The following is a 24,543-nucleotide window of genomic DNA, read 5'->3' as shown; positions in this document are numbered from 1 at the left end:
CGACTCGATGAGCCGCGGTTGAATTAGGCCAAGGCGGCCAGCACCGATATGGCTTCTTCGACGGCGTCGGACGAGGGGAACGACCGCCGTTTCACACCGGTCATTTCTTCCATGACGCGCACGACCTGGCAGCTGTAGCCGAACTCGTTGTCGTACCAGACGTAGAGCACCAGATGCGTCTCGTTGGCGATGGTGGCGAGGCCGTCGACGATGCCGGTGCGGCGTGACCCGACGAAATCGGTCGACACCACTTCGGGAGAGTCGGTGAAGTCGATCTGCTTGCGCAGATCTGAGTGGAGCGACATCTCACGCAGGTAGTTGTTGATCTCATCCTTGGTGGTGGAGTTCTGCAGGGTGAGGTTGAGAATGGCCAGGGACACGTCGGGGGTGGGCACCCGAATGGAACTTCCGGTGAGCTTGCCCAGCAATTCCGGAAGCGCCTTGGTCACGGCCTTGGCGGCGCCCGTCTCGGTGATGACCATGTTCAAGGCGGCGGAACGGCCGCGGCGGTCACCCTTGTGAAAGTTGTCGATTAGGTTCTGGTCATTGGTGAAGGAGTGCACAGTCTCCACGTGGCCGTGCACGACGCCGAACTTGTTGTTGATTGCTTGCAGCACCGGCGTGATGGCGTTGGTGGTGCACGACGCCGCCGAGACGATCTGGTCGGAGTCGTCGATGGTGCCATGGTTGATGCCGTACACGATATTCTTCAGGTTTCCCTCCCCCGGAGCGGTCAGCAGAACGCGGGAAACACCCTTGCTCTGCAGGTGCTGCGACAGGCCTTCGGCGTCACGCCAGCGGCCGGTGTTGTCCACGACGAGCGCGTTGTGGATGCCGTAGGCGGTGTAGTCGATCGTGGCGGGGTCGTTGGAGTAGATGACCTGAATCTGCACACCGTTGGCGGTGATGGTGTTGGCGGCCTCGTCGATGCGAATGGTGCCGTCGAAGGCACCGTGCACCGAGTCGCGGCGCAGCAGGCTGGCGCGCTTGGACAGGTCGTTGTCGGAGGAGCGCCGCACCACGATGGCGCGCAGGCGCAAGCCCTGGCCGCCGCCGACCTTCTCGACCAGCAGTCGGGCCAGAAGCCGACCGATGCGGCCGAAACCGTAGAGAACGACGTCGGTGCAGGCGCGGTCATGGGTGCCGCGCCTGCCCACGATTTCGGCGAGCTCGGTGCGCAGAAATTCGTCCAGCGTGGTGCGGTCGCCCTTTTCCCTGAACTTTTGGCTCAGCAGGGCAATGTCGATCGCCGCCGAACCGAGCTTCAGCCGCGCCATCGCGTTCAGCAGCAGAGTGGTCTGCTTGAGGTGCAGCTCGTGCGCACTGACTCGGCGCGCGAAACGGTGGGCCTTGAGGATGTCGATGGCCGACTTACCGATCAGACTACGGCCGTGGATGCTGGTCACCACGTTGCTCTCGCGGTACAGCCGACCGATTACGGGAATCATCGCCTCGGCGAGAGACTCCCTGACCATCCACGCATCAAGACAAGAATCTGAAGTTTGTAACATCGGACTGCCTTTCCAATACAGGGTCGGGTTGTTGCGTGCTGTCCTCCGGGAGGCCTGACACCTATCGTGGTGCCCGGGGCGGGTAGGGGAAACGCTGATCGGGACGGTTGAAACCACTCGTTTGGGTAGTCGGCCCTGGCTAGTGGGTGTCTACCGCATCGACTTCGCTCTTGTCCTCACCCCAAAGGGTGTGAAAGCTGCCTGCGGCGTCGACTCGGCCGTAGGTGTGCGCACCGAACAAATCGCGCTGGCCCTGGATCAGCGCGGCCGGCAGGCGCTTGCGGCGCAGGCCGTCGTAATAGGCCAACGAGGAGGAGAACACCGGCACGGGAATGCCGAGCTGCACTGCGGTCGAGACGACCCGGCGCCAGGCAGGAAGCACGTCGGCGATCGCCGTGGTGAAGGCCGGGGCGAACAGCAGGTTGGCGGGCTTCTCGTCGGCGGCGTAGGCCTTGGTGATTTCCTTGAGCAGGTCGGCGCGAATGATGCAGCCGCCGCGCCACAGCGACGCGATCTCGTCGAGCTTCAGGTTCCAGCCGTACTCGGTGGCGGCCGAGGTAAGCATGTCGAGGCCCTGGGCGTAGGAGATGAGCTTGGAGGCGTAGAGCGCCTGGCGCACGTCTTCGACGAAGGTGGCGGGAACCTCGATGTCGGCTTCGGCACCGACGAGCAGCTCCTGGGCCAGTTTGCGCTGGTCCGTCTGCGAGGACAGCGCCCGGGCGAAGACCGACTCGGCGATGCCCGATGTCGGGGAGCCCAGCTCGAGCGCCGAGATGACGGTCCAGCGGCCGGTGCCCTTCTGCCCGGCGGCATCCACGACCACGTCGACGAACGGCTTGCCGGTATTCGCATCGACATGGCCGAGCACTTCGGCAGAGATTTCGATGAGGAACGAGGCCAGGTCTGTGGTGTTCCACTCGGCGAAGATCCTGGCCTGCTCGGCCGGTTCGATGCCGGCTCCCGAGCGCAGCAGGTCGAAGGCTTCGCCGATGACCTGCATGTCGGCGTATTCGATGCCGTTGTGCACCATCTTCACGAAGTGGCCGGCGCCGTCGGTGCCGATCCAGGCGCAGCAGGGCTGGCCGTCAACGCGGGCGGCGATCTTCTCAAGCAGCGGACCGAGCGCCGCGTAGGATTCCTTCGAACCGCCGGGCATGATCGACGGTCCGTTGAGGGCACCCTCCTCACCGCCGGAGACGCCGATGCCGACGAAGTGCAGGTTCTGCTTGGCGAGCGCGGCCTCACGGCGGCGGGTGTCTTCGTAGTGCGAGTTGCCGGCGTCGATGATGATGTCGCCCGGTTCGAGCAGCGGTTCAAGCTGCTCAATCACCGAGTCGACCGGCTGGCCGGCCTTGACCATGATGAGCACGCGGCGCGGCTTCTGCAACGAGTCGACGAGCTCCTGCAGCGTCTCCGTGCGAATGAAGTCGCCGTCCTGGCCGTGGCGGGCGAGCAGGGCGTCGGTTTTTTCAACCGACCGGTTGTGCAGGGCAACGGTGAAGCCGTTCCGGGCCAGGTTGCGGGCAAGGTTGGCCCCCATCACCGCAAGGCCGGTGACACCGATGTGTGCTGACATCAAAAAACTCCCAATTATTGTCGGTGGTACAGGGGCTTTCAGGCGCGCGGGCGTCTGGGGCCCGGTAGAAGAAGGTGACGCGCCGAGCTATTCGGCCGTGTCGCCAATGGTTTCGTAGCTGGCGATCTGGCCGATGCGCCGCTCGTGGCGCTCAGCGTTGCTGAACGGTTCGGCCAGGAACGCCTCGATCAGCGCGGTGGCCTCCTCGACGGTGTGTTGACGGCCACCCACGGCCACCACATTGGCGTCGTTGTGTTCGCGGGCCAGTTTGGCCGTGTCGAGGTTCCAGGCCAGAGCCGCGCGCACCCCAGCGACCTTGTTCGCGGCGATCTGCTCACCGTTGCCCGAGCCGCCGAGCACGATTCCGAGGGCGTCCACTCCCCTGGCCTGGTCGGCCACGACCGCTGCCGCGGCGTTGATGCAGAATTCGGGGTAGTCGTCGTCGGCGTCGTACGATGTCGGCCCGTGGTCGATCATCTCGTAGCCGCTGGCTGACAGCACACCGATGAGGTGGGAGCTGAGCTCCAGGCCGGCGTGGTCGGTGGCGATGTGAACGCGCATAGGTGATCCTTCAATCTGTGGTTGGGGTGCGGCTCTGGCAAGGCTGGCGGGAAACGGCAAACCGTCTCAGCGCACTGGTGCGTACCCGAAGGCGAGTTGGCCGTTCGCGCGCAGCGACTCGATGGCGTCAGCGGGCGACGGCTTGCCGTAGACGGCCGACCCGGCCACGAACACGTTGGCTCCGGCCTCTGCCGCCCGCAGGATGGTGTCCTCCGTGATGCCGCCGTCGACCTGGATGGCCACGTTGACGCCGGAACCGTCGACCGCCGCGCGGGCACGGCGAATCTTGGGCAACATGATGTCCAGAAACTCCTGGCCGCCGAAGCCCGGCTCCACCGTCATGATCAACAGCATGTCGATTTCGGAGAGCAGATCCAGGTACGGCTCCACCGGGGTGGCCGGGCGCAGCGCCAGGCCGGCTTTGGCTCCGCGTGCGCGGAGCTCGCGAGCCAGCTTGACCGGGGCGTTGGACGCCTCGACGTGGAACGTCACCGAGCTCATGCCAGCGTCGGCGAACTGGGGTGCCCAGCGGTCGACATCCGAAATCATCAGGTGCACGTCGAGCGGAACGGGACTGACCTTCTGCAACCGCTGCACGACGGGCAGGCCGATCGTCAGGTTCGGCACGAAATGGTTGTCCATGACGTCCACGTGCACGGCATCGGCGTTGCTGATGCGCGCCAGCTCGGCTTCGAGGTTGACGAAGTCGGCGGAGAGGATGCTGGGGTTGATGCAACACTGCAGGTGGGACTGGGACATGATTTCTGCCTTTCGATGTCGGTCAGGGCTCAACGTGCGTGAGGCTCAGTGCGTGAGGCTCAGTGGGTGAGGACTGCGCGTGCGGCGGCGAGCGCGTCGTCGACGTCGGTGAGGAGTTCCTGCCAGCTGGTCACGAATTTGTCGAGCCCCTCCGTTTCGAGCAGGGCGACGACCTCGTTGTAAGAAATGCCGACGCGCTTGAGCGCGGCCAGGGTGACGCTGGCCTGGGTGTAGCTGCCGGTGATCGTGTCGCCGGTCACGACGCCGTGGTCGAAGGTGGCATCGAGGGTCTTTTCGGGCATGGTGTTCACGACGCCGGGAGCCACGAGCTCGGTGACGTAGAGCGTGTCGGGGTAGGCCGGGTCTTTGACACCGGTGGATGCCCACAACGGCCGCTGCGCGAGCGCGCCGACGGCGGCCAATGCGGTCCAGCGCTCGGTGGCGAAGAGCTCTTCGTAGACCTGGTAGGCGAGTCGGGCATTGGCGACACCGGCCTGGCCCTTGAGCGCCTTGGCTTCAGCGGTGCCGATGACGTCGAGGCGCTTGTCGATTTCTGAGTCAACGCGGGAGATGAAGAAGGAAGCGACGGAGTGGATGGTGGAGAGGTCGTGGCCGTTTTGCCTGGCCTGCTCGAGCCCCAGCTGGAAGGCGTTGATGACGGAGCGGTAACGCTCTAGGGAGAAGATGAGGGTCACATTGACACTGATGCCGGCGGCGAGGGTGGCCGTGATGGCCGGAAGACCCTCGGGCGTCGCCGGAATCTTGATGTGCACGTTGTGCTTGCCGACCTTCTTATAGAGCTTTCGGGCCTCGGCGATCGTGCCGTCGGTGTCCCAGGCGAGGCGGGGGTCGACCTCGATGGAAACCCGGCCGTCGACGCCGTTGCTGGCAAGGAAGATGGGCGCGAAGAGGTCGCAGGCGTCGGCGACGTCGGTCGTGGTGATCTCGAAGATGGTCTCATCGAGGCTGGCGCCCTGTGCGGCCAGCTCGGCGATCGTTGCGTCATAGTCGGTGCCTGAGGTGATCGCGGCCTGGAAGATGGACGGGTTGGTGGTGACGCCCACGACGTTCTTCTCATCGATGAGCTTCTGCAGGCTGCCACTGGCGAGCCGTTCGCGGGAGAGGTCGTCGAGCCAAATGGACACACCGGCGTCGGACAGTCGGGCAGTGGGGGTGGGGGTAGTCATCTTCTGCTTCTTCCTTGAAAAAAATGATGGACGGTGGAGAGCTGGCGGCCGGCGTCGCGGAACGCACCTGGGGCGGTTCTGCGACGCCGGTCATGGTGCTGCGGTGTGGTTAGTTACCGGCTACAGCGAGGGAGTCCTTCGCGGCGGCTGCGATTGCTGCCGAGGTGATTCCGAACTCTTGGAACAGGCGCTTGTAGTCTGCCGACGCGCCGTAGTGCTCGAGGCTGATGGAACGACCGGCGTCGCCGACGAATTCCTTCCAGCCCAGGGCCAACCCGGCCTCGACCGAAACGCGGGCCTTGATAGCGGCGGGGAGTACGGATTCGCGGTAGGCGGCATCCTGCTTGTTGAACCATTCCACACACGGCATCGAGATGACGCGGGCGGCGATGCCTTCGGCCTGGAGCGCTTCGCGGGCCTCAACGGCCAGCTGCACCTCGGAACCGGTTGCGATCAGCAGCACCTGCGCCGGCACGGTCGCGCCGTTCTTGGATGCCTCGGCCAGGACGTAGCCACCCCGGGCGACGCCGGCGGCGGAACCGAAGGTGTCGCCCTCAGCAACGCCGGCGCCGCGAGCGTAGGTCGGGATGTTCTGCCGGGTCAGCACGATGCCGGCCGGATTGTCGTGGTTCTGTAGCATCGTTTTCCACGCCACGGGAACCTCGTTGGCGTCGCCGGGACGAACAACGTCGAGGCCCGGGATGGCACGAAGGGTCGAGATCTGTTCTACCGGCTGGTGGGTGGGTCCATCTTCGCCCAGGCCGATGGAGTCGTGCGACCAGACATAGATGGACGGAACACCCATGAGGGCCGAGAGGCGGATGGCCGGGCGCTGGTAGTCACTGAAGATCAGGAACGTTCCGGAGAATGCGCGAGTACGACCGTGCAGCGAGATGCCGTTCACGATCGACGCGGCGGCGTGCTCGCGAATGCCGAAGTGCAGCACCCGTCCGTAGGGGTTGCCCTTCCACGATTCGGTGGAGCGCGACGCCGGGATGAACGACGCGTTTCCTTCGATGGTGGTGTTATTGGATTCGGCGAGGTCGGCTGAACCGCCCCACAGCTCGGGCATCACCGGGCCGAGTGCACTCAGCACCTTGCCCGACGCGGCGCGGGTGGAGAGGTCTTTACCGGCTTCGAACACCGGAAGGGCGGCATCGACGCCGGTCGGAAGCTTCTTGGCTTCGATGCGCTCCAGCAGGGCGGCGCCCTCGGGGTTACCCGTCTGCCACGCTTCGAACGAGGTCTGCCAGTCGCTGTGCGCGGCGGCACCGCGGCCGACGACGGCGCGGGCGTGGGCCAGAACGTCGGCATCCACTTCGAAGGACTTGGCCGGATCAAAGCCCAGAACCTCCTTGAGCCCGGCGACCTCGTCGGCGCCGAGGGCGGAACCGTGGATCTTGCCGGAGTTCTGCTTCTTCGGCGACGGAAAGCCGATGATGGTGCGCAGCGAAATGATGGAGGGCTTGGAGGTCTCGGCCTTGGCAGCCAGCAGCGCAGTGTAGAGCTCCTGCACGTCTTCTATGTACTCGCCGGTCTCGGTCCAGTCCACCCGCTGCACGTGCCAACCGTAGGCTTCGTACCGCTTCAGCACGTCTTCGGTGAAGGAGATGTCGGTGTCGTCCTCGATGGAGATGTGGTTCTCGTCGTAGATGACCACAAGATTGCCCAGCTCCTGGTGCCCGGCGAGGGAGGATGCCTCGGAGGTCACGCCTTCCTGCAGGTCGCCATCGGACGCGATGACCCAGATGGTGTGGTCGAACGGGGACGTGCCCGCGGCGGCATCGGCGTCGAACAGGCCGCGCATGCGGCGCTGGGAGTAGGCGAAGCCCACCGACGATGCGAGTCCCTGGCCGAGCGGGCCCGTGGTGATCTCCACACCGGCGGTGTGCTTGTACTCCGGGTGGCCCGGAGTCAGCGAACCCCAGGTGCGGAGCTCCTGCAGGTCTTTGAGCTCCAGGCCGTAGCCGGAGAGGAACAACTGGATGTAGAGGGTCAGCGAGGAGTGGCCGGGTGACAGGATGAAGCGGTCACGTCCCAACCAGTCCGGGTTCTTCGGGTCGTGGCGCATGAGCTTCTGGAAGAGCAGGTACGCGGCCGGCGCCAGGCTCATGGCCGTACCGGGGTGGCCGTTGCCGACCTTCTCGACGGCGTCAGCGGCGAGAACACGGATCGTGTCGACGGCGCGCTGATCGTGGGCTGTCCAGTTGAGTATCGCTGAGTGCGTCGTTGCCTCTGGACCTGTAGCGCTGGTAAGCGTCACATTTGCTGTCGGATTCACGGTTGGTCCCCTTGATTCGGTCGGCCGGTAGCGGCCGCATGGATGGTCTGTGGTTGATGTCCATCTTCATCAAACGAACGGGTAGGGGTAACACTGTTTTTTGACGGTTCTGACTACCCTTTTGGACTGGTCGGGCGTGTGGTTCGCCGGCGGTAGGATAACCGCATGAGCATCGTCGCTGATCACCCCCTGAAGGATTCCCTCACTGGTCTTCCGGACCTGCCGTGGCCGCTGTTGCAGGCCATCGCGGCAGTAGCGGATGCATCCCTGGGGCAGATCGCCGAGCGGCTCCGCGACGCGACACTCCCTTATATAGGGAGCAGTGCGCTGATCATCTTCACCGAGGACTGCACGGGCCGACCGCAGAAGAAAGCGGGCGCGGAGGAAATTATCTCACGCGTCTCGATCACCGAGCTCGAGGCGCTTCGCGCTGTCGTATCAGACGAGACGCCCTGGTTCGGCGAAGCCGACCTCGCCGGGCGCAATCGCCCCGTGCTCGCCGTGAAGTACTCCCCCAGCAATGCGATCCTCGTGATCACCGACCCCAAGCCGACCAGCCCCGAACCCGACGCCGGGTTGACCGTGGTGGAGTATCTCTGGCGGCTCACTGCCCGGCGCATCCAGGAACGGGTGACGGATGCGCCGCCCTCGTACCTGCTGGAATCGCGCGCCGCATCGGCTGAACGCGTGCGGGTGACGGCCGAACTGACCGATCTGCACTCGACGACGCTCGAAATTCTGCTGGCCGCGCTGCGGGCATCCGCTTTGGACAACGCAGCGGCCCGCTCCACCGTGACCGGCCTCGCCGCCAAAGCCCTGGTCGAACTGCGCACCCTCAGCGACCGCACGACGGACTCGGTGAAAGAGCCCGTCGCCCGGGCGTTCGAACGCCTCAGGGACGATTTGCGCCCGCTCACCCGTTTCAGCGGTATCGAGGTTGAATTCATCGAACCGCCGCTGAACGGACGCGCCCTGCCCGGCGAAGTCGCCCACGCCGCCCGCGCTGTCGTGCGCGGACTCGTGCTGGCCATGATGGAGCAGCCCCACGTCAGCCGGGTACGCACCCAGTGGGACTGCGACGGTGAAAACCTGCTGATAAACGTGCGTGACGACGGCCGCGGCTCGCTCGACGCCGACGCGCCGAGCATCGCCCGGCTCGACCGTCGGGTGCAGGCACTCAACGGTCAGCTGCGCATGGATGTCATGCCGGGCTGGGGTGCTGACATTTTCGTGTCGCTGCCGCTGGACCTTCCGGCGCGCCCCGCCGAGGATGTCGCCGGTTGGAACCTGGCCGCCCGGGAGCTCGAGGTGCTTCAGCACCTGGCCGCCGGAGAACGCAACCGTCTCATCGCCTCAACGCTCGGCATCAGCGAGAACACGGTCAAGTTCCACGTGCGCAACCTGTTCAGAAAGCTCGATGTGGGCTCCCGCACCGAGGCCATCGCGCTGGCCCACCGCCACGGACTTCGCTGACCGCCACCCGTAACGGATGCTGCCTGCCGCAGCTGCGAGGCGGAACGAATAAGGGAGTGTCTCGGAAAGGTTTTTCCGAGACACTCCCTTTGTGCGGTCTACTCGATCACCGAATCGGGTCCGGAACCAACTCCGAATCTGGCGATGCATCGAGATCCACCACGCGAGCGTTGGCTGCTGCTCGTGCTGCTGCCTTCTGGTGTTTACTCGATTCGTGCTGGGAGTAGAACCAGATGGGGATGTAGAGCGACAACACGATGAAGCCGACCCAGGTTGAGCCCCAACCGATTTCCAGGCTGTTCAGGTAGATCACACCCACGAGGCACAGGGGCAGGTTGAACAGGCCGAAGAGCATGGCGACATGTTGCCAGCCCTTGGGCGCCTTGAAGGGGCGTTCCAGGTTGGCGAAGGAGGGGTGCTTTTTGGCCTTCACGTAGGCGAACAGGCTGATTCCGTTGGCAAAGGTGTAGCCGATCGCAGCGGCCGCGAGAATCGCCGCCATTGATCCGACGGAGATCAGCACCATGTTGAACGCAGCGGTGACGAGCAACGCAATGAACGGGGTGCCGTGGCGATTGGTTTTGCCGAAGAACTTGGGCAGGTTGCCTTCCGTTGCCATGGAGTGCATGGCGCGGGACGACCCGAGGAAGGCGGTTTGAATGATCAGGACCATCGCGATGATCAACATGATGATGGTAAGCACGGAACCGGATTCACCGAAGATGGCCTGGGCAACGGGGATCAGTGGCGACAGCGGCTCGGCGACGGCACCGTCAACACCGAGCACACCGATGACGGCGGTCTGCACCAGCACATACGAGAGAAAGCAGATGAGGCCGACGGCCAGCAACGCCTTGGGCACATCCTTGGAGGGGTTCTTGTATTCGGGGCCGTAGATGGCGGCTGTCTCCCAGCCACAGGCGCTCCACTGTGCGATGGCGAAGATGCCGAGGAGGATCAGAACGTGGTTCATGTCCCAGGACCAGTCGGCCGGCAGCCAGTTGCCGGTGATGTTGGCCAGATCCACGTGTCCGGTGGCGAACGGTGCCACGGTCAGGATGATCAGCGGGATCAGGGAGAGGGCGCCCAGGATATAACCGAGGATGGCGCCGTCCTTGAGGCCGAACCAGTTCACCACGGACAACAGGGTGAAGATCACCAGGCCCGAGAGCAACGACAGTTGGTATTCGGTGAAGGTCTCAGCCAGGATCGGAAACAGCCCGTGCAGGTAGCCGCCGATCAGGATGGCGAAGATGGCCAGCACCGGGTTCCAGGCGAACCAGTAGCTCCAGGCGCTGAAGCCGCCGATCAGCTTTCCCTTGTCGTACTTGCCGGTGAAGTTCTCGGTGCGAAAGATGTGCTGCGCGAATCCGGGAAGACCAGAGGCCTTGGGAAAGGTGGTGGCCATCTCGGCGTACGCGGCGTTCTGCATAAAGCCCTGGATGACCGACAGCCCCCAGATAAGGATTGCTGCTGCCGATGTCCACATCGGAAGGTAGCCCAGGGAGGGCAGAATCAACAAGGGCACCCCCAGCGCGATGGCCATCCCCTGCTTCCAGTCGATCGATCGTTTCAGATGGTCGACTTCATCCGAACGGTGTTCACTCATGACAATCTCCCTTAAATATCAATAGGTCTCTGATTTTTTAGCGACGTACGGTATTTCTGGACTATCTAAAATGGCCGTGAAAGTGCAACGCTCGGGCCAGTAGGGTCGGCCTAGCGGTGGACTAGCGAAGAGTTCAGGGTTCGACGTGCTCGGTTAGAGTTCGAAGTACCTGAACGAGTGCGACTCCAAACCCTGAGGGTTGGGACCGTAAATGGTGAACATGCGCGCGTAAACCGGCGCCCAGTAGCGACCGGTTCGGCCGGGATTCACGCGGGCCGAGTCACCCGGTTTGAGCACGACGGTTGTGCCGTCGGTCTCAATGTGGAGTTCACCTTCCAACAGAAAGTTCGTCTCGGTGTGCGGGTGAAAGTCTTCCCAGCCACAGGCGTCCAGCTCCCATTCCGAGAGGATGACGTCGTCCCAGGCACCGATTGGGTCGGCGTTGATGAACCGGCAGCGCAGGCGGGGCCATTCGTCCTTCATCGGCTTCATGGGCTTTGCCGGCCAGGAATCAAGCACGTCCAGCATCGACTGCGTGGGGGGCACAGGGGTAGTTGGCGCCATTGTCGGTTACCCTTTCTTCAGTGGAAAAGCTGCTGGAGGCATGCGGGAAAAATCTCAATCCGAGGGCATCATCGCGTCGTGGGCCACTTTGCTTTCACGACACTGACATGAACAAAAGTTCAAGTCAATGGTCCAAGTTGGCGAAAAGGGACATTTGTGGTACTCAAACGAATAGTCTTTCGGAATCGTCTCTTCAACCGGAGGCGGGAGAAACCGGAGCGTGGGCCATGCGGGTACCTGCAGTCGAACGGAAAAGTCAGCTCATTGCAGCCACGGTAGAACTGATGAGACGTGAAGGCGTTCAGTCGGTGACGATGAGGGCCATTGCCAAGGAGGCCAACGCCCCGCTGGCCACCGCACACTATTGCTTCAGCAACAAGGACGAGCTCATGGACGCGGCCGCCGAGGCCTGGTTGCGCAACCTAAACCGCTTTGCCAGCGACGTCCCGGTGCACCTCGGGCTTCGCCGGGCCGTGGAACAGGTCGCTGAGGGCTACTGGCGCTCGCTCGAGGAAGAGCCGGCCAGCCTGCTCGCCGAGATCGAGCTCATCATGTGGGCCACCCGCAACGCCGACTCCAGCCCGTTGGCCGCGAAAATCTATCCCGCCTACGAGGTGGAGCTGGGAACGATGCTGACCGCCGTCGCCGACAGCAGCGATGATCGGTGCGTCATGAGCATTCCCGACCTGGTGCGGTGTTTTCTCATGATTTTCGACGGCGCTGCGATGCAATATATGACCGATCCTGACGCCGCCGATCACCGCGGACTGTTCTTACTGATGGTTGATGCCCTGTTGGTCAAAGCCGGCCTGTGAGGCCGGGCGGTGATTCAACAACTTTGAGTTGAACTATTGACTTGAACAGTTGTTCATGTGAAAGTATCTCCAACGAAGATTGGTGACGTGCATTTCACCGGTGGAGCTCGGAGCAGAGTTCTACCGGCATTCCAGAAAGTAGGGAATGTTCAGTCACCAACCCTTCGTCCCGGAGCCCCTGGCCGGGTTCTCGCTCGATTTCGAGCGCAGTGTCATAGTCCCAAAAAGATGGCCTAATCCGGCCCATCTTCGCAAACACTAGTCACAGGAGACACNTTGGGCACCCTCACCAAGGCCGGCGCCATCTACAAAGTCGAAGGCGGCTACCTCGACCTTCCGCCGATGAACGAACCCGGCTGCGACGCCGCCATCGGCGACTCCCTCTCCAACCCCGAAGGCTCGGTCATGAGCGCCGGATTCTTCGAACTCAAGGCCTCCGCACCCCTCGTCTACACCTACACCTACGACGAGATGAAGGTCGTCATCAAGGGCGAATTCATCCTCACCGACCAGACCACCGGCGAAGTCACCCACGCCACCGAACGCGACGTACTCTTCTTCCCCAAGGGCACCACCGTCAAGTTCGAAACCCCCGACTACGCCCTCGGATTCTTCGCCGGCGACCGCACCTTCGCACCCTAAACCCGCCGCGCGGAGCATCCGCCCTGTCACAGCCACGGATGCGATTCACGTGCTTGATTCACCCCTTGGCGCCCGTGCCCAGCACCGCTGACCCATTCTGCGGTCGGCAGTGCTGGGACTGACGCCTCGGCCATCCGCTGGTCGAACCCGCGCCCTGGCTCAGACACAGACACAGAACACAGCACCACCCGCTACCGCAGTGCGGCATCACGAGGTCGCTTGCGTCATACGTAGCGCCACTCAGGCGTCGCACCAGCGACCCAGCTATCCATTGGATTAGGAGAACAGCATGACACTGCGAGTTGGAATCATTGGTGCGGGCCCCAGCGGGATGGCACAACTGCGAGCATTCGAATCGGCCCGCCAGAAGGGCGCCGAAATTCCCGAGATCACCTGCTTCGAGAAGCAGGACGACTGGGGCGGACAGTGGAACAGCAGTTGGCGCATCGGCCTGGACGCCCATGGCGAGCCGGTGCACACGAGCATGTACCGCCACCTGTGGTCCAACGGGCCCAAGGAGTGCCTGGAGTTCTCGGATTACTCCTTTGACGAGCACTTCGGCCGCGCCATCTCGTCCTTTCCGTCTCGCGAGGTTCTGTTCGACTACATCAAGGGTCGCGTCGAGAAGTCCGACGTGCGCAAGTACGTTCGCTTCAACACCGTCGCCCGCCACACCACCTACAACGAGGAGACGCAGGAGTTCACCCTCACGGTTGAGGACCTCAAGACCAACCTCACCGAGACCCACGTGTTCGACAAGCTCGTCGTGTCGACCGGCCACTTCTCGGTACCGTCGGTTCCCGAGTTCACGGGCATCAAGTCCTTCCCCGGCGAAGTGCTGCACGCCCACGACTTTCGCGGGGCCGAGCGCTTCTACGGCAAGAAACTGCTCATGATCGGCAGCAGCTATTCCGCTGAGGACATCGGCATGCAGGCCCACAAGATGGGTGCCGCATCGATCACGTTCAGCTACCGTTCGACGCCGATGGGCTACGAGTGGCCGGAAAACTGTGTGGAGCGCCCGCTCGCCACTCACTTTGACGGCCGCACCGCGTATTTCAGTGACGGCACTCACGATGACTTCGACGCCGTCGTCCTCTGCACCGGGTACCAGCACAAGTACCCTTTTCTGCCGAGCGAGCTGTCGCTGAAGTCGGCGAACGTGCTGTATCCGGCCAACCTATATAAAGGAGTGGTGTGGCAGCAGAACACCAACCTGTTCTACCTGGGCGCGCAGGACCAGTACTACACGTTCAACATGTTCGACGCGCAGGCGTGGTACGCCCGCGACGTCATGACCGGAGTGATCGCCCTGCCGTCAATCGCGGAGCGCGAGGCGAACATCCAGCTCTGGATTGAACGCCTGGCCGCGCTACCCGACCACAACGCTGAGGCCGACTTTCAGACGGACTACCTGCGGGAGCTCATTGCCGCCACGGACTACCCGCCCTTCGACCTTGACGCTGTGTCCCAGTTGTTCAAGGACTGGATGCACCACAAGGAAACAGACATCCTGGGCTACCGGGACATGCTGCATCGATCCGTTGTCACCGGCACCATGGCCGTCAAGCACCACACCCGCTGGCTTAACGCCATGGATGACTCCATGGCCCGGTATTTGAACGGCCCGTCCCAGGAAGTGGACACGAGTACGGCTGACGTTGTCGACGACATCCTGGCCGCTAGATAGCTTTCAACACTCCCCCACCGACCAATGGCCGTACTCACACGATGAGTACGGCCATTGGTCGGCGCGGGCAGCGGATGCCGCGAGCGCGCGTTCTGCCCGGCCCGGCCGCGGTACAGGTACAGGTGCAGGCGCAGGTGCAGGCGCTACTGAGAAATCTTCGCGAGCGTTTCTCGTTCCGCCGCGATGGTGGTGTTGTCGCCGTGGCCGGTGCGCACCACCGTGTCGGCTGGCAGGGTCAACAGGCGTTCGCGAATCGAGGCCAGGATGGTGGGGTAATCGCTGTAGGACCGCCCCGTTGCACCCGGGCCGCCGTGGAACAGCGTGTCCCCGGTGAAGACCGTCTTTACACTCTCGAGATAGAAGCAGGTTGAGCCCGGCGAGTGTCCCGGCGTGTGGATAGCACGCAGCGTGGCCCCACCGACCTCGAACAGGTCGCCGTCGACGTGCTGCCGGTCAGGCTGTATGTCGGGGTACACCTGATCCCAGAGAATCAGGTCCTCTGAGTTCAGGTAGATGGCGGCGCCCACCGCCTGCGCGACTTGCCGCGCCGCGCCGATGTGGTCGTTGTGTGCGTGGGTGAGCAAAATGGCGAGCACTTTGCGGCCCCGCACCTGGTGAATGATCGCCGCAGCATCGTGCGGGGAGTCGATGATCACGCATTCCTCGTCGTTGCCGACGATCCAGACGTTGTTGTCGACCTCCCACGTGCCGCCGTCGAGCGAAAAAGTTCCCGAGGTGACCAGGTTTTCAATCGTGACGGCCATTAGAGTTCCACGACCGAACGGAGGACCGTGCCCTCGTGCATCTTCACGAAGGCGTCTTCCACCTGGTCGATCGTGATGCGCTCGGAGACGAAGGCGTCGAGGTTGAGATTGCCCTGCTTGTAGTGTGCAACGAGCATGGGAAAGTCACGGGAGGGCAGGCAGTCGCCGTACCACGAGGATTTCAGGGACCCACCGCGGCCGAAGACGTCCAGCAGCGGCAATTCGATCTTCATGTCCGGTGCGGGAACACCCACCAGAACCACCCGGCCGGCCAGGTCACGGGCGTAAAACGCCTGCCGATACGTTTCGGGGCGACCGACAGCGTCGATCACGACATCCGCTCCGTTGCCGTTGGTCAGGGCGCGAATCGCGTCGACGGCGTCGTGCTCCGTCGAGTTGACCCCGTGGGTGGCGCCGAGTGACTTTGCCATCGCGATCTTGTTGTCGTCGATGTCGACCGCGATGATGGTCGTGGCGCCGGCGAGCTTCGCGCCGGCAATCGCGGCGATTCCCACGCCGCCGCAGCCGATCACGGCAACGGACTCGCCCGGCTTCACCTCACCGGTGTTGATCGCGGCGCCGATGCCGGCCATCACGCCGCAGCCGAGCAATCCGACAGCGGCGGCATCCGCTTCGGGATCGACTTTGGTGCACTGACCGGCCGCTACCAGGGTCTTCTCGGCAAAGGCACCGATCCCGAGCGCGGGCGATAGCTCGGTTCCGTCCTCGAGCGTCATTTTCTGCGTTGCGGTGTGAGTGTTGAAGCAGTACTGCGGCTGGCCCTTGGCGCAGGCGCGGCACTGCCCGCAGACGGCGCGCCAGTTGAGAATGACCCGGTCGCCCGGTGCCACCTGGGTGACGTCGGGGCCCACGGCATTGACCACACCGGTGGCCTCATGGCCGAGCAGGTACGGGAAGTCATCACCAATGCCGCCCTGTTTGTAGTGCAGGTCGGTGTGGCAGACACCGCAGGTGATGATGTCCACCAGCGCCTCACCGGGGCCGGGGTCCGGCACCAGGATGGTCACCAGGGACACCGGGACGTTCTTTTCCCTGGCGATGACTGCTCGTACTCTATGGACCATGTTTTGGGGTTCCTTCCTAGAATCCGGTGAGTGGGGGCACCAGCGCCAATCTAGCTGACGCGTTGGTGTTCCCCCGTCATCGGCCCTGGCGGTTCCGCTATACGGCGATCAGTGCGGAACGGTCGTGTTCCTTTTGTCTGTCGGTCGACCTGATTTGGCTTGCCTGATACACCGTGGAGGTGCCCAGGCTGCGAACCGTTTCGCCGAAGACTTCGTCGGGATCCAGGCGCCGCAGTTCCTCGGCCAGGCACAGCCGCAGGGTGCGGCGCGGCAGCGAGATCCGCTGCGCGGGCTGTCCGGGTTGGGTGAGTTCAGCCACCGTCTGCCCGGGCCGAGTCAGTAGAACATCTCCGGTAGCCCGGCTGAGCCGCACGCTGCGCATGCCCATTCCGGGCCGCGCGGCCACCAGCGTGACCGGAACCTTCAGGGCCCGCTCGAGCCAGGCCGCGAGCAGCAGGGTACTGGGGGAATCGGGAGCGCCTGCCACGGTGACGGCCGTGACGGGAGAGGAATCGACCTGGTCCAGCACGGCGGCCAGCTGGATCCGCCAGGTGGTGAGGCGGGTCCAGGCCAGGTCGGTGTCCCCGGCCCGGTAGGTCATCCGGATGTTTTCCAGCGCCTGCTGTGGATCTTTTTCGTTGGCTGAGTCGGTGATCCGGCGGTGCGCCATCCGTCCGATGGACGTCGCCCCTGCATTCCGGGGCGCGCCGTATGGCCACCAGGCCACAATGGGTGCGTCCGGAAGGAGGAGAGCAGACACCAAGGATTCGTTTTCTCCGGAGAGTTCACCCGAGCCACGGAGCACGATCACTTCGGACGCGCCGGCGTCGCCGCCCACGCGGATCTGGGCGTCGAGACGGGTGGGTGCCGAGGCGCCGGCATCCGCTAAAACGATGATCCGGCAGGGGTGTTCCCGGCTGGCGTCGTTGGCCGCTTCGATCGCCTCTTCTTCAAAGCCGGACCTGGTCACGACGACCAGGGTGAGCACTCGTCCCAGTGCGATCACCCCGCCCTGCTCGCGCAGGGACATGAGCCTCTTGGAAATCTTGGAGGATGTGGTGTCAGGAAGATCTACGATCATGGCCTTCTCCAGGTTCGTCCGTCGCGGGCAAGCATTGCATCGGCTGAGGCGGGCCCCCAGCTTCCGGGGGCATAGGCCTCTGGCTGTTCGCCCAGGCCGGCCCAGTACTTTTCAAAAGGATCCAGAATGTTCCAGGAGTGTTCAACTTCCTGGTGCCGCGGGAACAGCGGTGGTTCGCCCAGCAGCACATCCAGGATGAGTCGCTCGTAGGCTTCGGGGCTGGACTCGGTGAACGAGTGCCCATAGCCGAAGTCCATGGTCACGTCGCGCACTTCCATCTGCGTTCCGGGAACCTTCGAACCGAACCGGATGGTGGCACCCTCATCGGGCTGGACTCGGATTACCACGGCGTTCTGGCAGAAGTCATCTTCACCGTGATCGCCAAACAGCAGGTTGGGGGCGCGTTTGAAGACGACGGCGATTTCCGTGACGCGGCGTCCCAGCCGCTTTCCGGCACGCAGGTAGAACGGCACGCCGGCCCACCGGCGGGTATGAATATCAACCCGCACGGCGGCGTAGGTTTCCGTCGTCGACCCGGCCGGGATGCCGTCTTCTTCGAGGTAGCCGACCACCTTTTCACCGCCCTGCCAGCCACCGGCGAACTGCCCACGCGCCGAGTGGGTGGACAGGTCGGCCGGAAGTTTCACCGCGGCCAGCACCTTTTCTTTCTCCGCGCGCAGGTCATCGGCGTTGAAGGAGATGGGTTCCTCCATTGCGGTCAGGGCCAGCAGCTGCAGCAGGTGATTCTGGATGACATCGCGTGCCGCTCCGACACCGTCGTAATACCCGGCCCGGCCGCCGGTGCCGATGTCCTCGGCCATGGTGATCTGCACGTGGTCCACATAGTTGGCGTTCCACAGCGGTTCGAACAGCTGGTTCGCGAAACGCAGCGCCAGGATGTTCTGTACCGTTTCTTTTCCCAGGTAGTGGTCGATGCGAAACACCGCGTTCGGCGGGAAGACGGACTCCACAATGTCATTGAGCCGACGGGCCGACTCCAGGTTGTGCCCGAACGGCTTCTCGATGACCACGCGCCGCCACTGGTTCTTTTTGGCCTGTGCCAGGCCATGCTTGGACAGCTGACGGCAGACCTGCTCGAATGCCTTCGGAGGGATGGACAGGTAGAACGCATGATTGCCCTGCGTTCCGCGCTGCTCATCGAGTTCACCGATGGTCGTACCCAGCCGTTTGAACGCCTCATCGTCGTCGAACTCGCCCTGCACAAAGCGGATGCCTTCAGCGAATTGGTTCCACACCGTCTCGTCGAACGGGGTGCGGGCATACGCTTTGACGGTGTGCTTGACCTCGGCGGCGAACTCACTGTGACTCCAGTCGCGGCGGCCGAACCCCACCAGCGCGAAACTCGGCGGCAGGAGTCCCCGGTTCGCGAGGTCGTACATGGCGGGCATCAGCTTCTTGCGGGCGAGGTCCCCGGTGACACCGAAGAGAACCAGGGACGATGGACCGGCCACCCGGGATAGACGACGGTCGCGGGGGTCCCGGAGTGGATTCGATCCGGTCCGCACATTCGTTTCAACGCGGGTTGCAGACATGGTTGCTTCTAACTCTCGACATGGCAATATGGTCCGCGACCGACGGTCACGAAAGTATTTGCTCGCGGGTCTCCCCGAAGGGGACGGTATCGCTGAGCGTGAGCGTGTAGCGAAAGAAGTCATGGCGGGTGACCAGGATGCCGGCACAGTGTTGCGGTATCTGGCGGAGCATGGCTTCGGCCTGGTCGAGCATCTCGTCGAGTCGGCCGGGGGTGGCAACGAAGACTTCCAGATTCTCGGTGGTCTGGGTGTGCATGATGAACAGCTTCCTGCCCCGCAGTGAGGGACTCGACGATGTCAACCCCTCATCCTTGAGGGCGTGCTGTGTGCTGGATTGTTGGGCGTGGGTGGTGATTCTCGTACTGCCCGCGGTGAAGTTTCTCCGCGGGCAGTACGAGCGTTATCGGGGCCGGATCAGTTGCGCTGGAGCTCGAGGGCGCCGATGATGGCGTCGCGGAGGTCCTTGGCTGCCTGTGCCGGGTCAGCCGCGCTGTAGATGGAGCCACCGACGACGGCGACCTCGGCGCCAGCACGCTGGACCGCTTCGATGGTGCGAAGGTTCACTCCGCCAGCAACCGAGAATGGCACGCGGGCTTCCTCGCCGGCGCGGAGCAGACCGGTCAGGTCGTAGCCAGGCTTGGCCTGCTCGTCGAGGCCAGCGTGCATCTCGACGAACTTAGCGCCGAGGGTACGGGCTTCCTTGGCGCGGGTGACCTTGTCTTCGACGCCGATGAGGTCGACGACGATGCCCTTGTTGTGAGCTTTGGCGGCCTTGACGGCGCCGGCAATGGTGGAGTCATCGGCAGTGCCGAGCACGGAAACCAGGTCAGCGCCGGCCTTGAAAGCGATATCGGCTTCGAGCTCGCCGGCGTCCATGGTCTTCATGTCAGCAAAGACGAGCTTGTCCGGGTGAGCGTTCTTGACGGCCGTGACGACGGCAAGGCCGGCGGCCTTGATCAGCGGGGTGCCGAGCTCAATGATGTCGACGTACTCGGCAACCTGGCCGGCCAGGGTGAGAGCGTCTTCGATGGTGAGCAGGTCCATTGCAACTTGGAGCTTCATGATGATGTCTACTTTCTATTGGGATTTGCGGTGGGGTGGGAAATTTGGGGCCTCGACTATTCGAGGTTGGCGTGCCTCAGCCAGAGCTGCTCGGCCGGTTCATCGACGTTGTCCCAGAGGGACTGGAAGACGGCCTCGGTGGCGAGGAAAAGTACCTGTTCGAACAGGGATCCGGAGTACTGGCGGGACACACTGGAGCCGTGGTCGGTCTTCTGAGCGGCGGGAATGATCACCAGGGCGTCAGCGAGTGCTGCGAGCGGTGAGTTTGCGTTGGTCGTGAACGCGGCAATTCGCGCTCCGGCCTTCGCCGCTGTTTCGGCCGACTTGACCACGCCCGAGGTCGTTCCCGATCCGGAGGCCACCAAGAGCAGGTCGCCGGCCCGGATGGCTGGAGTGGTGGTGTCCCCGGCGATGTGCACGGTGAGACCCAGGTGCATCAGCCGCATGCCGGCCATGCGCAAAACCAGACCGCTTCGACCGGCACCGGCGATGAACACCGAGCCGGGCTGGCTGAGCAGGCCGGCCAGGTCGGCAACCTGCCGTGCGTCGATTTTCGCCGCTGTGTTCGCGATCTCGTCCCTGACGAGAGACAGGTTGCGCGCAATGTCATCTGCGGTGCTGTAGCCGGTCCGTGTTGCATTTGCTGTCGGATTCACGATATGTCCCCTTCTATTCGGTCACTCGGCCGGGAGTGGCCGCACTGCCTTTCTGGTGTTACTCATATTCGCGAAGCAAGCGGGCGGGGGTAACACTGTTTTCTGACGGTTCTGCCTACACCTTGGGATGGGCCCATTTCGCCGCGAGGGCACCTAGGCCGAAATACCACGGCGCTGAAGGTTTTATTGAATAGACTCTGGAGAGGATCACGGCCCTGCTGCATTGGTGGGGCTGCTGAGTATGACCCCACCCGGAGCCCAGTCTCGGAGCGCAGACCTTTGGCCGTGCCGACCCCCTTTCAGTCGCAGATCTATCGATCCCTGCCGGAAATCGAGCGGGCCGATGCGATTGTCGACCGGATCACCAAGGCGATCACCCTCGGGCTGCTCAAGGTCGGCGAACGCCTTCCGCCCGAGGCTGCGCTCTCCGAAATGTTCGGGGTGGGCGGCGCAACCCTCCGGGAGGCTTTGGCGGAGCTGCGCGAGCAAGGTGTCGTCGAGACCCGCCGCGGCCGCAGCGGCGGAACCTTCGTGGTCACTCAGCCACGCACCCAGACCGACACCATTCGGGACTGGTTTCTCGCGACATCCATTTCGGAAATTCGCGACATCGGCGATGAGCATGCTGCAGTGGCCGCCGCGATCATCCGTTTGGCCTGTGAGCGGGCGGAAGCACACGACGTGGCCCGTCTTCAGGAACTGGCCCGCGCGTTGGTGTTGGCCACCAGCCCGGAAGGGCGGGCGGTGGCTGACAGCCGTTTTCACATTGAGTTAGCGGTCTCTGCACAATCACCGCGGCTGGCGAACGCCGAGATGCGGCTGCAGGAGGAAACAGTGCAGCAGCTGTGGACACCCCTCGCCGTGACATTCGACCCCGAGCCGGCCACGGCTGAACACCTGGAACTCGTTCGGGCCGTGGCCCAGGACCAACCCGTTAAGGCCGGAAACCTGGTGCTCGACCACATCAGGCGAAACATCTTTCACCTGATAGACACGAAGCTCACCCTCGGTTACGCCCGATCGAACCAGGACACCCCATGACCACTGACCCGCGACTCGTGCAGGCTGTCGACGCGCTGACCGGCTGGTTCAGCGCCGTCTCGGTCGAGGTCAGCGACCTCTCAGGCGGCGTCACCGCGCTGCTCGAACACAATCTTGGCGGCAAGGCCAAAGTCGACAAGGCCGCCCTGGTCGGAGTCGATGACCTCGCGGCGGAGTTTCTGACCCGAAACTCCTTTGCTGTCGGCGCCGGAACTTTCTTCGCCACGGGATCGGTGAATGAGCGCAGTCGGCCCGTGGAGTGGTGGATCCGCAAGCCATCCGGCGCCATCGGCCGGCTCAAGTTCGATCTGACCCCCGGCAGTCATCGCTACTACGACTATGAAAAACTACCGTTCTTCTCCACCGCCGTCTCCACGGGTAAGCAGACGCTCTGGGGACCATACATCGACTACCTCGGCTTCGAGGAATATATTCTCACCGTCTCAGCCCCGTTCTGGGTGCGCGCACACTTTATGGGGGTGGTGGGCTGCGACATCCGTCTCCGGGACTTGGAACCGCTCATCATGCCCCATCTGCGGCTCATTCACGGTGACGCCGCCCTCATTAACGCCAGCAACCGCGTCATTCTCGGTAACTCCGGCCGATACCTGGTCGGTGAGCGGGTGAAGTCGGAAACGCCCCACCAACCTCGACTGGCACTGGATGTGCCCTACCTCGGGCTCTCGCTCATCTACACCGCCCGGCCCGCGGCCTCCTGAAGAAGGCCGGCACGCTCAAAGCCCCGCCGGCATGCACCGGCGGGGCTTTTCGCTCCCGGGCATCGTCAAACGGTGCGCCGGGCGAAGCGAAGGCTGGTTGCTACTTCTCGAGCTCTTCCATGTCTTTCAAATCCTTCAGGTCTTGCAGGTCCTGAAGGTCCTGAAGTTCTTGTTGATCCTCAAGGTCCTCTAAATCGTGCTCGAGTTCATGTTCGAGTGCGAGTTCGAGTGCGACTTCGCGCTCGAGGTCGAGGTCGATGCGATCATCCAGGGCAAGCGCGGCGTGGCCGATGGCTGCGTATCTCACTGGATTGGTCTTGCGCAGGTACAGTGCCTGACCTGCTCCCGCGAGGAAGAGCACAGCGGAGATGTACGGGATGAGTTTGAACAGCAGGGACGACGCTGCTGGTCCAGCAGCTGTGTCGAGGTTCATGGCCATCATGAGGACGACACCCAGCATGCCCACGCCTCCTATTATGGGAGCAATTTTGGTGCGCCATACCTTTTCTTCCGGGTGGTTCTTACGGAAGTAGTTGAACACAGCGGCCATCGTGATGGTCTGCACGATCAGCAGCGAGAACGTTCCGAGCACAGCCAGAAGAACGAAGACATCCAGGTATGGGTCCTTCTGGAAGAACCAGAACCCGAGGATCCACACAATTGCAGCGCCGGTCTGAATGTACGAGGCGATGTACGGGGACCCGTGCTTCCTGTGGGTCTTGCCGAGTACGACGGGCAACACTCCTTCCCGTCCCAGCGAATACAGGTACCGGGAAGCGGCGTTGTGGAAGGCCATGGCGCAAGCGAAGGATCCGGTCATCATCAGCCACTGCATGACCAGGACCCAGCCGTGGCCGACGAACACATCGGTGGGGTGGAAGAACATGTCCAGGGGGTTGGCGCTTTGAGCCAGGGCAATAGAACCTTCCGCACCATTCCCGGCGACGGTCATCCAGGAGACGAAGATGTAGAAGATGCCGACGCCCGTGACCGCGATCAGCGTGGCGATCGGGATGATCTTCCTTGGGTTCTTTGACTCTTCCCCGTACATCACGGTCGATTCGAATCCGGTCCAGGACCAGAATGCGATGAACATGGCCAGTCCCGGCGCTGCAAGTGCCAGACCGTTGGGTTGGAAGGCGTTAATCGGGTTCAGCGTCTCCGGCATGAGCCCGTCGGGCCCCCCGCCATTGAACAGCACCCCGAAGGCCATGACGGCCAGGATCGCGATCTCAGTGGCGAGCAGTACGGCCAGGATTTTTGCGGCGAGGCTGATCTCAAAGTAGGTCAGTGCGGCGATAAGCAGGAGTCCACCGACAGCAAAAACCACCCAAGAGATATCTATCCCGAGCTGGTCCAGGAAGGCCAAATGACCGAAGTACGCGAAAATTCCGATGATGCTGGCCTCGAAGACCATGTAGCCGAAGGTGACCATATAGCCAGTGCCGAGGCCGACCACGCGTCCCAAACCTCGGGAAATGAATCCATAGAAGGCGGCCGTTGACGTCACATAGCGCGCCATCGTGACATAGGCGACGGCAAAGACCGAGAGGATCACCGTTGCCCAGATATAGGTTGCCGGGACTCCGGTTCCCACACCATAGCCGACCGCAAACGGCACGTTTCCGCTCATCACCGTAATCGGTGCGGACGTCGCGACGGCCATGAAAACGACATCCCACAGGCCCAGGCTGTTGGCTTTCAGCTTTCCCGGCTGGGAGGGGCTGGAACCTTTTGCCTTTCGCGTGGTGCCGAGCCGGCTCATCGCTCGTCCTGGCTGCAGCATGCTCCGGTGTCGTTGGTGGTGATGGCTATCTCGGACTCGGGGAGGTTGAGGGTGGGGTTTTCGTCGAAGAAGCCGTGGGGTTCGATCATGAAGCCGATGTTTTGGCGGGGCATGACGGGCCAGTCTTC

Annotated in this window: 23 protein-coding genes; 6 read left to right on the top strand and 17 right to left on the bottom strand. The window is 63.2% G+C overall.

Annotation, left to right across the window (positions count from 1 at the left end; genetic code table 11):
• Positions 1-23: 23 nt before the first annotated feature.
• The 6 genes from E3O25_RS05330 to tkt form a co-directional block, all read right to left on the bottom strand.
• The gene (locus E3O25_RS05330; RefSeq protein WP_134360636.1) at positions 24-1,511 is read right to left on the bottom strand and encodes a glyceraldehyde-3-phosphate dehydrogenase; all 1,488 of its coding nucleotides are present in this window, start codon (positions 1,509-1,511) and stop codon (positions 24-26) included.
• A 139-nt stretch (positions 1,512-1,650) separates the two neighbouring features.
• Complete coding sequence (gene gndA / locus E3O25_RS05325) at positions 1,651-3,087, bottom strand: NADP-dependent phosphogluconate dehydrogenase (protein ID WP_134360635.1); 1,437 nt, start codon at positions 3,085-3,087, stop codon at positions 1,651-1,653.
• A gap of 87 nt (positions 3,088-3,174) precedes the next feature.
• A complete protein-coding gene (locus E3O25_RS05320) occupies positions 3,175-3,648 on the bottom strand; it encodes a ribose-5-phosphate isomerase (RefSeq protein ID WP_134360634.1) in 474 nt (157 codons plus the stop codon).
• Between the two features lie 66 nt (positions 3,649-3,714).
• Entirely contained in the window at positions 3,715-4,407 is a 693-nt protein-coding gene (rpe, locus tag E3O25_RS05315) for a ribulose-phosphate 3-epimerase (RefSeq protein ID WP_092112543.1), read from the bottom strand.
• Between the two features lie 59 nt (positions 4,408-4,466).
• Positions 4,467-5,594, bottom strand: coding sequence for a transaldolase (gene tal, locus E3O25_RS05310; RefSeq protein WP_134360633.1), 1,128 nt, complete (start codon positions 5,592-5,594; stop codon positions 4,467-4,469).
• A 109-nt stretch (positions 5,595-5,703) separates the two neighbouring features.
• The gene (tkt, locus tag E3O25_RS05305; protein ID WP_370448728.1) at positions 5,704-7,857 is read right to left on the bottom strand and encodes a transketolase; all 2,154 of its coding nucleotides are present in this window, start codon (positions 7,855-7,857) and stop codon (positions 5,704-5,706) included.
• A gap of 183 nt (positions 7,858-8,040) precedes the next feature.
• On the opposite strand from tkt, the gene E3O25_RS05300 reads away from it, so the two are divergent.
• Positions 8,041-9,348 carry a response regulator transcription factor family protein gene (locus E3O25_RS05300; protein ID WP_134360632.1) on the top strand — a complete coding sequence of 436 codons (1,308 nt, stop codon included), beginning with the start codon at positions 8,041-8,043 and terminating at the stop codon, positions 9,346-9,348.
• A gap of 106 nt (positions 9,349-9,454) precedes the next feature.
• On the opposite strand, the gene E3O25_RS05295 is transcribed toward E3O25_RS05300, so the two are convergent.
• Both E3O25_RS05295 and E3O25_RS05290 read right to left on the bottom strand, forming a co-directional pair.
• Positions 9,455-10,957: an APC family permease gene (locus E3O25_RS05295; RefSeq protein WP_092112549.1), complete on the bottom strand. Its 1,503-nt coding sequence runs from the start codon at positions 10,955-10,957 to the stop codon at positions 9,455-9,457.
• Positions 10,958-11,110: 153 nt separating this feature from the next.
• A complete protein-coding gene (locus E3O25_RS05290; RefSeq protein ID WP_241988504.1) occupies positions 11,111-11,503 on the bottom strand; it encodes a cupin domain-containing protein in 393 nt (130 codons plus the stop codon).
• 245 nt (positions 11,504-11,748) lie between these two features.
• Here E3O25_RS05290 and E3O25_RS05285 point away from each other — a divergent pair, with 245 nt between their 5' ends.
• The 3 genes from E3O25_RS05285 (at position 11,749) to E3O25_RS05275 (ending at position 14,668) form a co-directional block, all read left to right on the top strand.
• Complete coding sequence (locus E3O25_RS05285) at positions 11,749-12,336, top strand: TetR/AcrR family transcriptional regulator (RefSeq protein WP_092112551.1); 588 nt, start codon at positions 11,749-11,751, stop codon at positions 12,334-12,336.
• Between the two features lie 276 nt (positions 12,337-12,612).
• Complete coding sequence (locus E3O25_RS05280) at positions 12,613-12,978, top strand: cupin domain-containing protein (RefSeq protein ID WP_134360631.1); 366 nt, start codon at positions 12,613-12,615, stop codon at positions 12,976-12,978.
• A gap of 289 nt (positions 12,979-13,267) precedes the next feature.
• On the top strand, positions 13,268-14,668 hold the full coding sequence (locus E3O25_RS05275) for an NAD(P)-binding domain-containing protein (protein WP_134360630.1): 1,401 nt from the start codon (positions 13,268-13,270) through the stop codon (positions 14,666-14,668).
• A gap of 143 nt (positions 14,669-14,811) precedes the next feature.
• On the opposite strand, the gene E3O25_RS05270 is transcribed toward E3O25_RS05275, so the two are convergent.
• The 7 genes from E3O25_RS05270 to hxlB form a co-directional block, all read right to left on the bottom strand.
• On the bottom strand, positions 14,812-15,432 hold the full coding sequence (locus E3O25_RS05270) for an MBL fold metallo-hydrolase (protein ID WP_134360629.1): 621 nt from the start codon (positions 15,430-15,432) through the stop codon (positions 14,812-14,814).
• Positions 15,432-16,517 (bottom strand): S-(hydroxymethyl)mycothiol dehydrogenase, encoded by a 1,086-nt coding sequence (locus E3O25_RS05265; RefSeq protein ID WP_134360628.1) that lies wholly within the window; start codon positions 16,515-16,517, stop codon positions 15,432-15,434. Before E3O25_RS05265 ends, E3O25_RS05270 begins: the two co-directional genes overlap by 1 nt.
• A 97-nt stretch (positions 16,518-16,614) precedes the next feature.
• Positions 16,615-17,598 carry a glucose-6-phosphate dehydrogenase assembly protein OpcA gene (locus E3O25_RS05260; RefSeq protein WP_092112831.1) on the bottom strand — a complete coding sequence of 328 codons (984 nt, stop codon included), beginning with the start codon at positions 17,596-17,598 and terminating at the stop codon, positions 16,615-16,617.
• Positions 17,595-19,151, bottom strand: coding sequence for a glucose-6-phosphate dehydrogenase (gene zwf / locus E3O25_RS05255; RefSeq protein ID WP_134360627.1), 1,557 nt, complete (start codon positions 19,149-19,151; stop codon positions 17,595-17,597). Before zwf ends, E3O25_RS05260 begins: the two co-directional genes overlap by 4 nt.
• 46 nt (positions 19,152-19,197) lie before the next feature.
• The gene (locus E3O25_RS05250; protein ID WP_092112826.1) at positions 19,198-19,407 is read right to left on the bottom strand and encodes a hypothetical protein; all 210 of its coding nucleotides are present in this window, start codon (positions 19,405-19,407) and stop codon (positions 19,198-19,200) included.
• A gap of 158 nt (positions 19,408-19,565) precedes the next feature.
• Positions 19,566-20,213, bottom strand: a complete 648-nt coding sequence (gene hxlA / locus E3O25_RS05245) for a 3-hexulose-6-phosphate synthase (RefSeq protein ID WP_092112824.1) — start codon at positions 20,211-20,213, stop codon at positions 19,566-19,568.
• A 56-nt stretch (positions 20,214-20,269) separates the two neighbouring features.
• Complete coding sequence (gene hxlB, locus E3O25_RS05240) at positions 20,270-20,869, bottom strand: 6-phospho-3-hexuloisomerase (protein WP_092112822.1); 600 nt, start codon at positions 20,867-20,869, stop codon at positions 20,270-20,272.
• A 285-nt stretch (positions 20,870-21,154) separates the two neighbouring features.
• On the opposite strand from hxlB, the gene E3O25_RS05235 reads away from it, so the two are divergent.
• Entirely contained in the window at positions 21,155-21,910 is a 756-nt protein-coding gene (locus E3O25_RS05235; protein ID WP_241983857.1) for a FadR/GntR family transcriptional regulator, read from the top strand.
• Complete coding sequence (locus E3O25_RS05230) at positions 21,907-22,629, top strand: cache domain-containing protein (protein WP_092112818.1); 723 nt, start codon at positions 21,907-21,909, stop codon at positions 22,627-22,629. The genes E3O25_RS05235 and E3O25_RS05230 overlap by 4 nt, the downstream gene beginning before the upstream one ends.
• A 100-nt stretch (positions 22,630-22,729) precedes the next feature.
• On the opposite strand, the gene E3O25_RS05225 is transcribed toward E3O25_RS05230, so the two are convergent.
• Entirely contained in the window at positions 22,730-24,394 is a 1,665-nt protein-coding gene (locus tag E3O25_RS05225) for an APC family permease (RefSeq protein ID WP_092112798.1), read from the bottom strand.
• A partial coding sequence (locus E3O25_RS05220) for a hypothetical protein (protein WP_134360626.1) occupies positions 24,391-24,543 on the bottom strand: 153 nt, incomplete at its 5' end. The genes E3O25_RS05220 and E3O25_RS05225, both read right to left, overlap by 4 nt.

This window comes from Cryobacterium sp. TMT1-3 (assembly GCF_004402315.1).
Classification (GTDB): domain Bacteria; phylum Actinomycetota; class Actinomycetes; order Actinomycetales; family Microbacteriaceae; genus Cryobacterium; species Cryobacterium luteum.
Note: the sequence above shows the minus strand (reverse complement) of the source record. Positions and strands in the feature narration are given on the sequence as shown.

Excerpts from the sequence above, each read along its gene's own strand:
- E3O25_RS05330 (WP_134360636.1), bottom strand. The coding sequence starts at position 1,511 with ATGTTACAAACTTCAGATTCTTGTCTTGATGCGTGGATGGTCAGGGAG.
- gndA (WP_134360635.1), bottom strand. The coding sequence starts at position 3,087 with ATGTCAGCACACATCGGTGTCACCGGCCTTGCGGTGATGGGGGCCAAC.
- E3O25_RS05320 (WP_134360634.1), bottom strand. The coding sequence starts at position 3,648 with ATGCGCGTTCACATCGCCACCGACCACGCCGGCCTGGAGCTCAGCTCC.
- rpe (WP_092112543.1), bottom strand. The coding sequence starts at position 4,407 with ATGTCCCAGTCCCACCTGCAGTGTTGCATCAACCCCAGCATCCTCTCC.
- tal (WP_134360633.1), bottom strand. The coding sequence starts at position 5,594 with ATGACTACCCCCACCCCCACTGCCCGACTGTCCGACGCCGGTGTGTCC.
- E3O25_RS05300 (WP_134360632.1), top strand. The coding sequence starts at position 8,041 with ATGAGCATCGTCGCTGATCACCCCCTGAAGGATTCCCTCACTGGTCTT.
- E3O25_RS05295 (WP_092112549.1), bottom strand. The coding sequence starts at position 10,957 with ATGAGTGAACACCGTTCGGATGAAGTCGACCATCTGAAACGATCGATC.
- E3O25_RS05285 (WP_092112551.1), top strand. The coding sequence starts at position 11,749 with ATGCGGGTACCTGCAGTCGAACGGAAAAGTCAGCTCATTGCAGCCACG.
- E3O25_RS05275 (WP_134360630.1), top strand. The coding sequence starts at position 13,268 with ATGACACTGCGAGTTGGAATCATTGGTGCGGGCCCCAGCGGGATGGCA.
- E3O25_RS05270 (WP_134360629.1), bottom strand. The coding sequence starts at position 15,432 with ATGGCCGTCACGATTGAAAACCTGGTCACCTCGGGAACTTTTTCGCTC.
- E3O25_RS05265 (WP_134360628.1), bottom strand. The coding sequence starts at position 16,517 with ATGGTCCATAGAGTACGAGCAGTCATCGCCAGGGAAAAGAACGTCCCG.
- E3O25_RS05260 (WP_092112831.1), bottom strand. The coding sequence starts at position 17,598 with ATGATCGTAGATCTTCCTGACACCACATCCTCCAAGATTTCCAAGAGG.
- zwf (WP_134360627.1), bottom strand. The coding sequence starts at position 19,151 with ATGTCTGCAACCCGCGTTGAAACGAATGTGCGGACCGGATCGAATCCA.
- E3O25_RS05250 (WP_092112826.1), bottom strand. The coding sequence starts at position 19,407 with ATGCACACCCAGACCACCGAGAATCTGGAAGTCTTCGTTGCCACCCCC.
- hxlA (WP_092112824.1), bottom strand. The coding sequence starts at position 20,213 with ATGAAGCTCCAAGTTGCAATGGACCTGCTCACCATCGAAGACGCTCTC.
- E3O25_RS05230 (WP_092112818.1), top strand. The coding sequence starts at position 21,907 with ATGACCACTGACCCGCGACTCGTGCAGGCTGTCGACGCGCTGACCGGC.
- E3O25_RS05225 (WP_092112798.1), bottom strand. The coding sequence starts at position 24,394 with ATGAGCCGGCTCGGCACCACGCGAAAGGCAAAAGGTTCCAGCCCCTCC.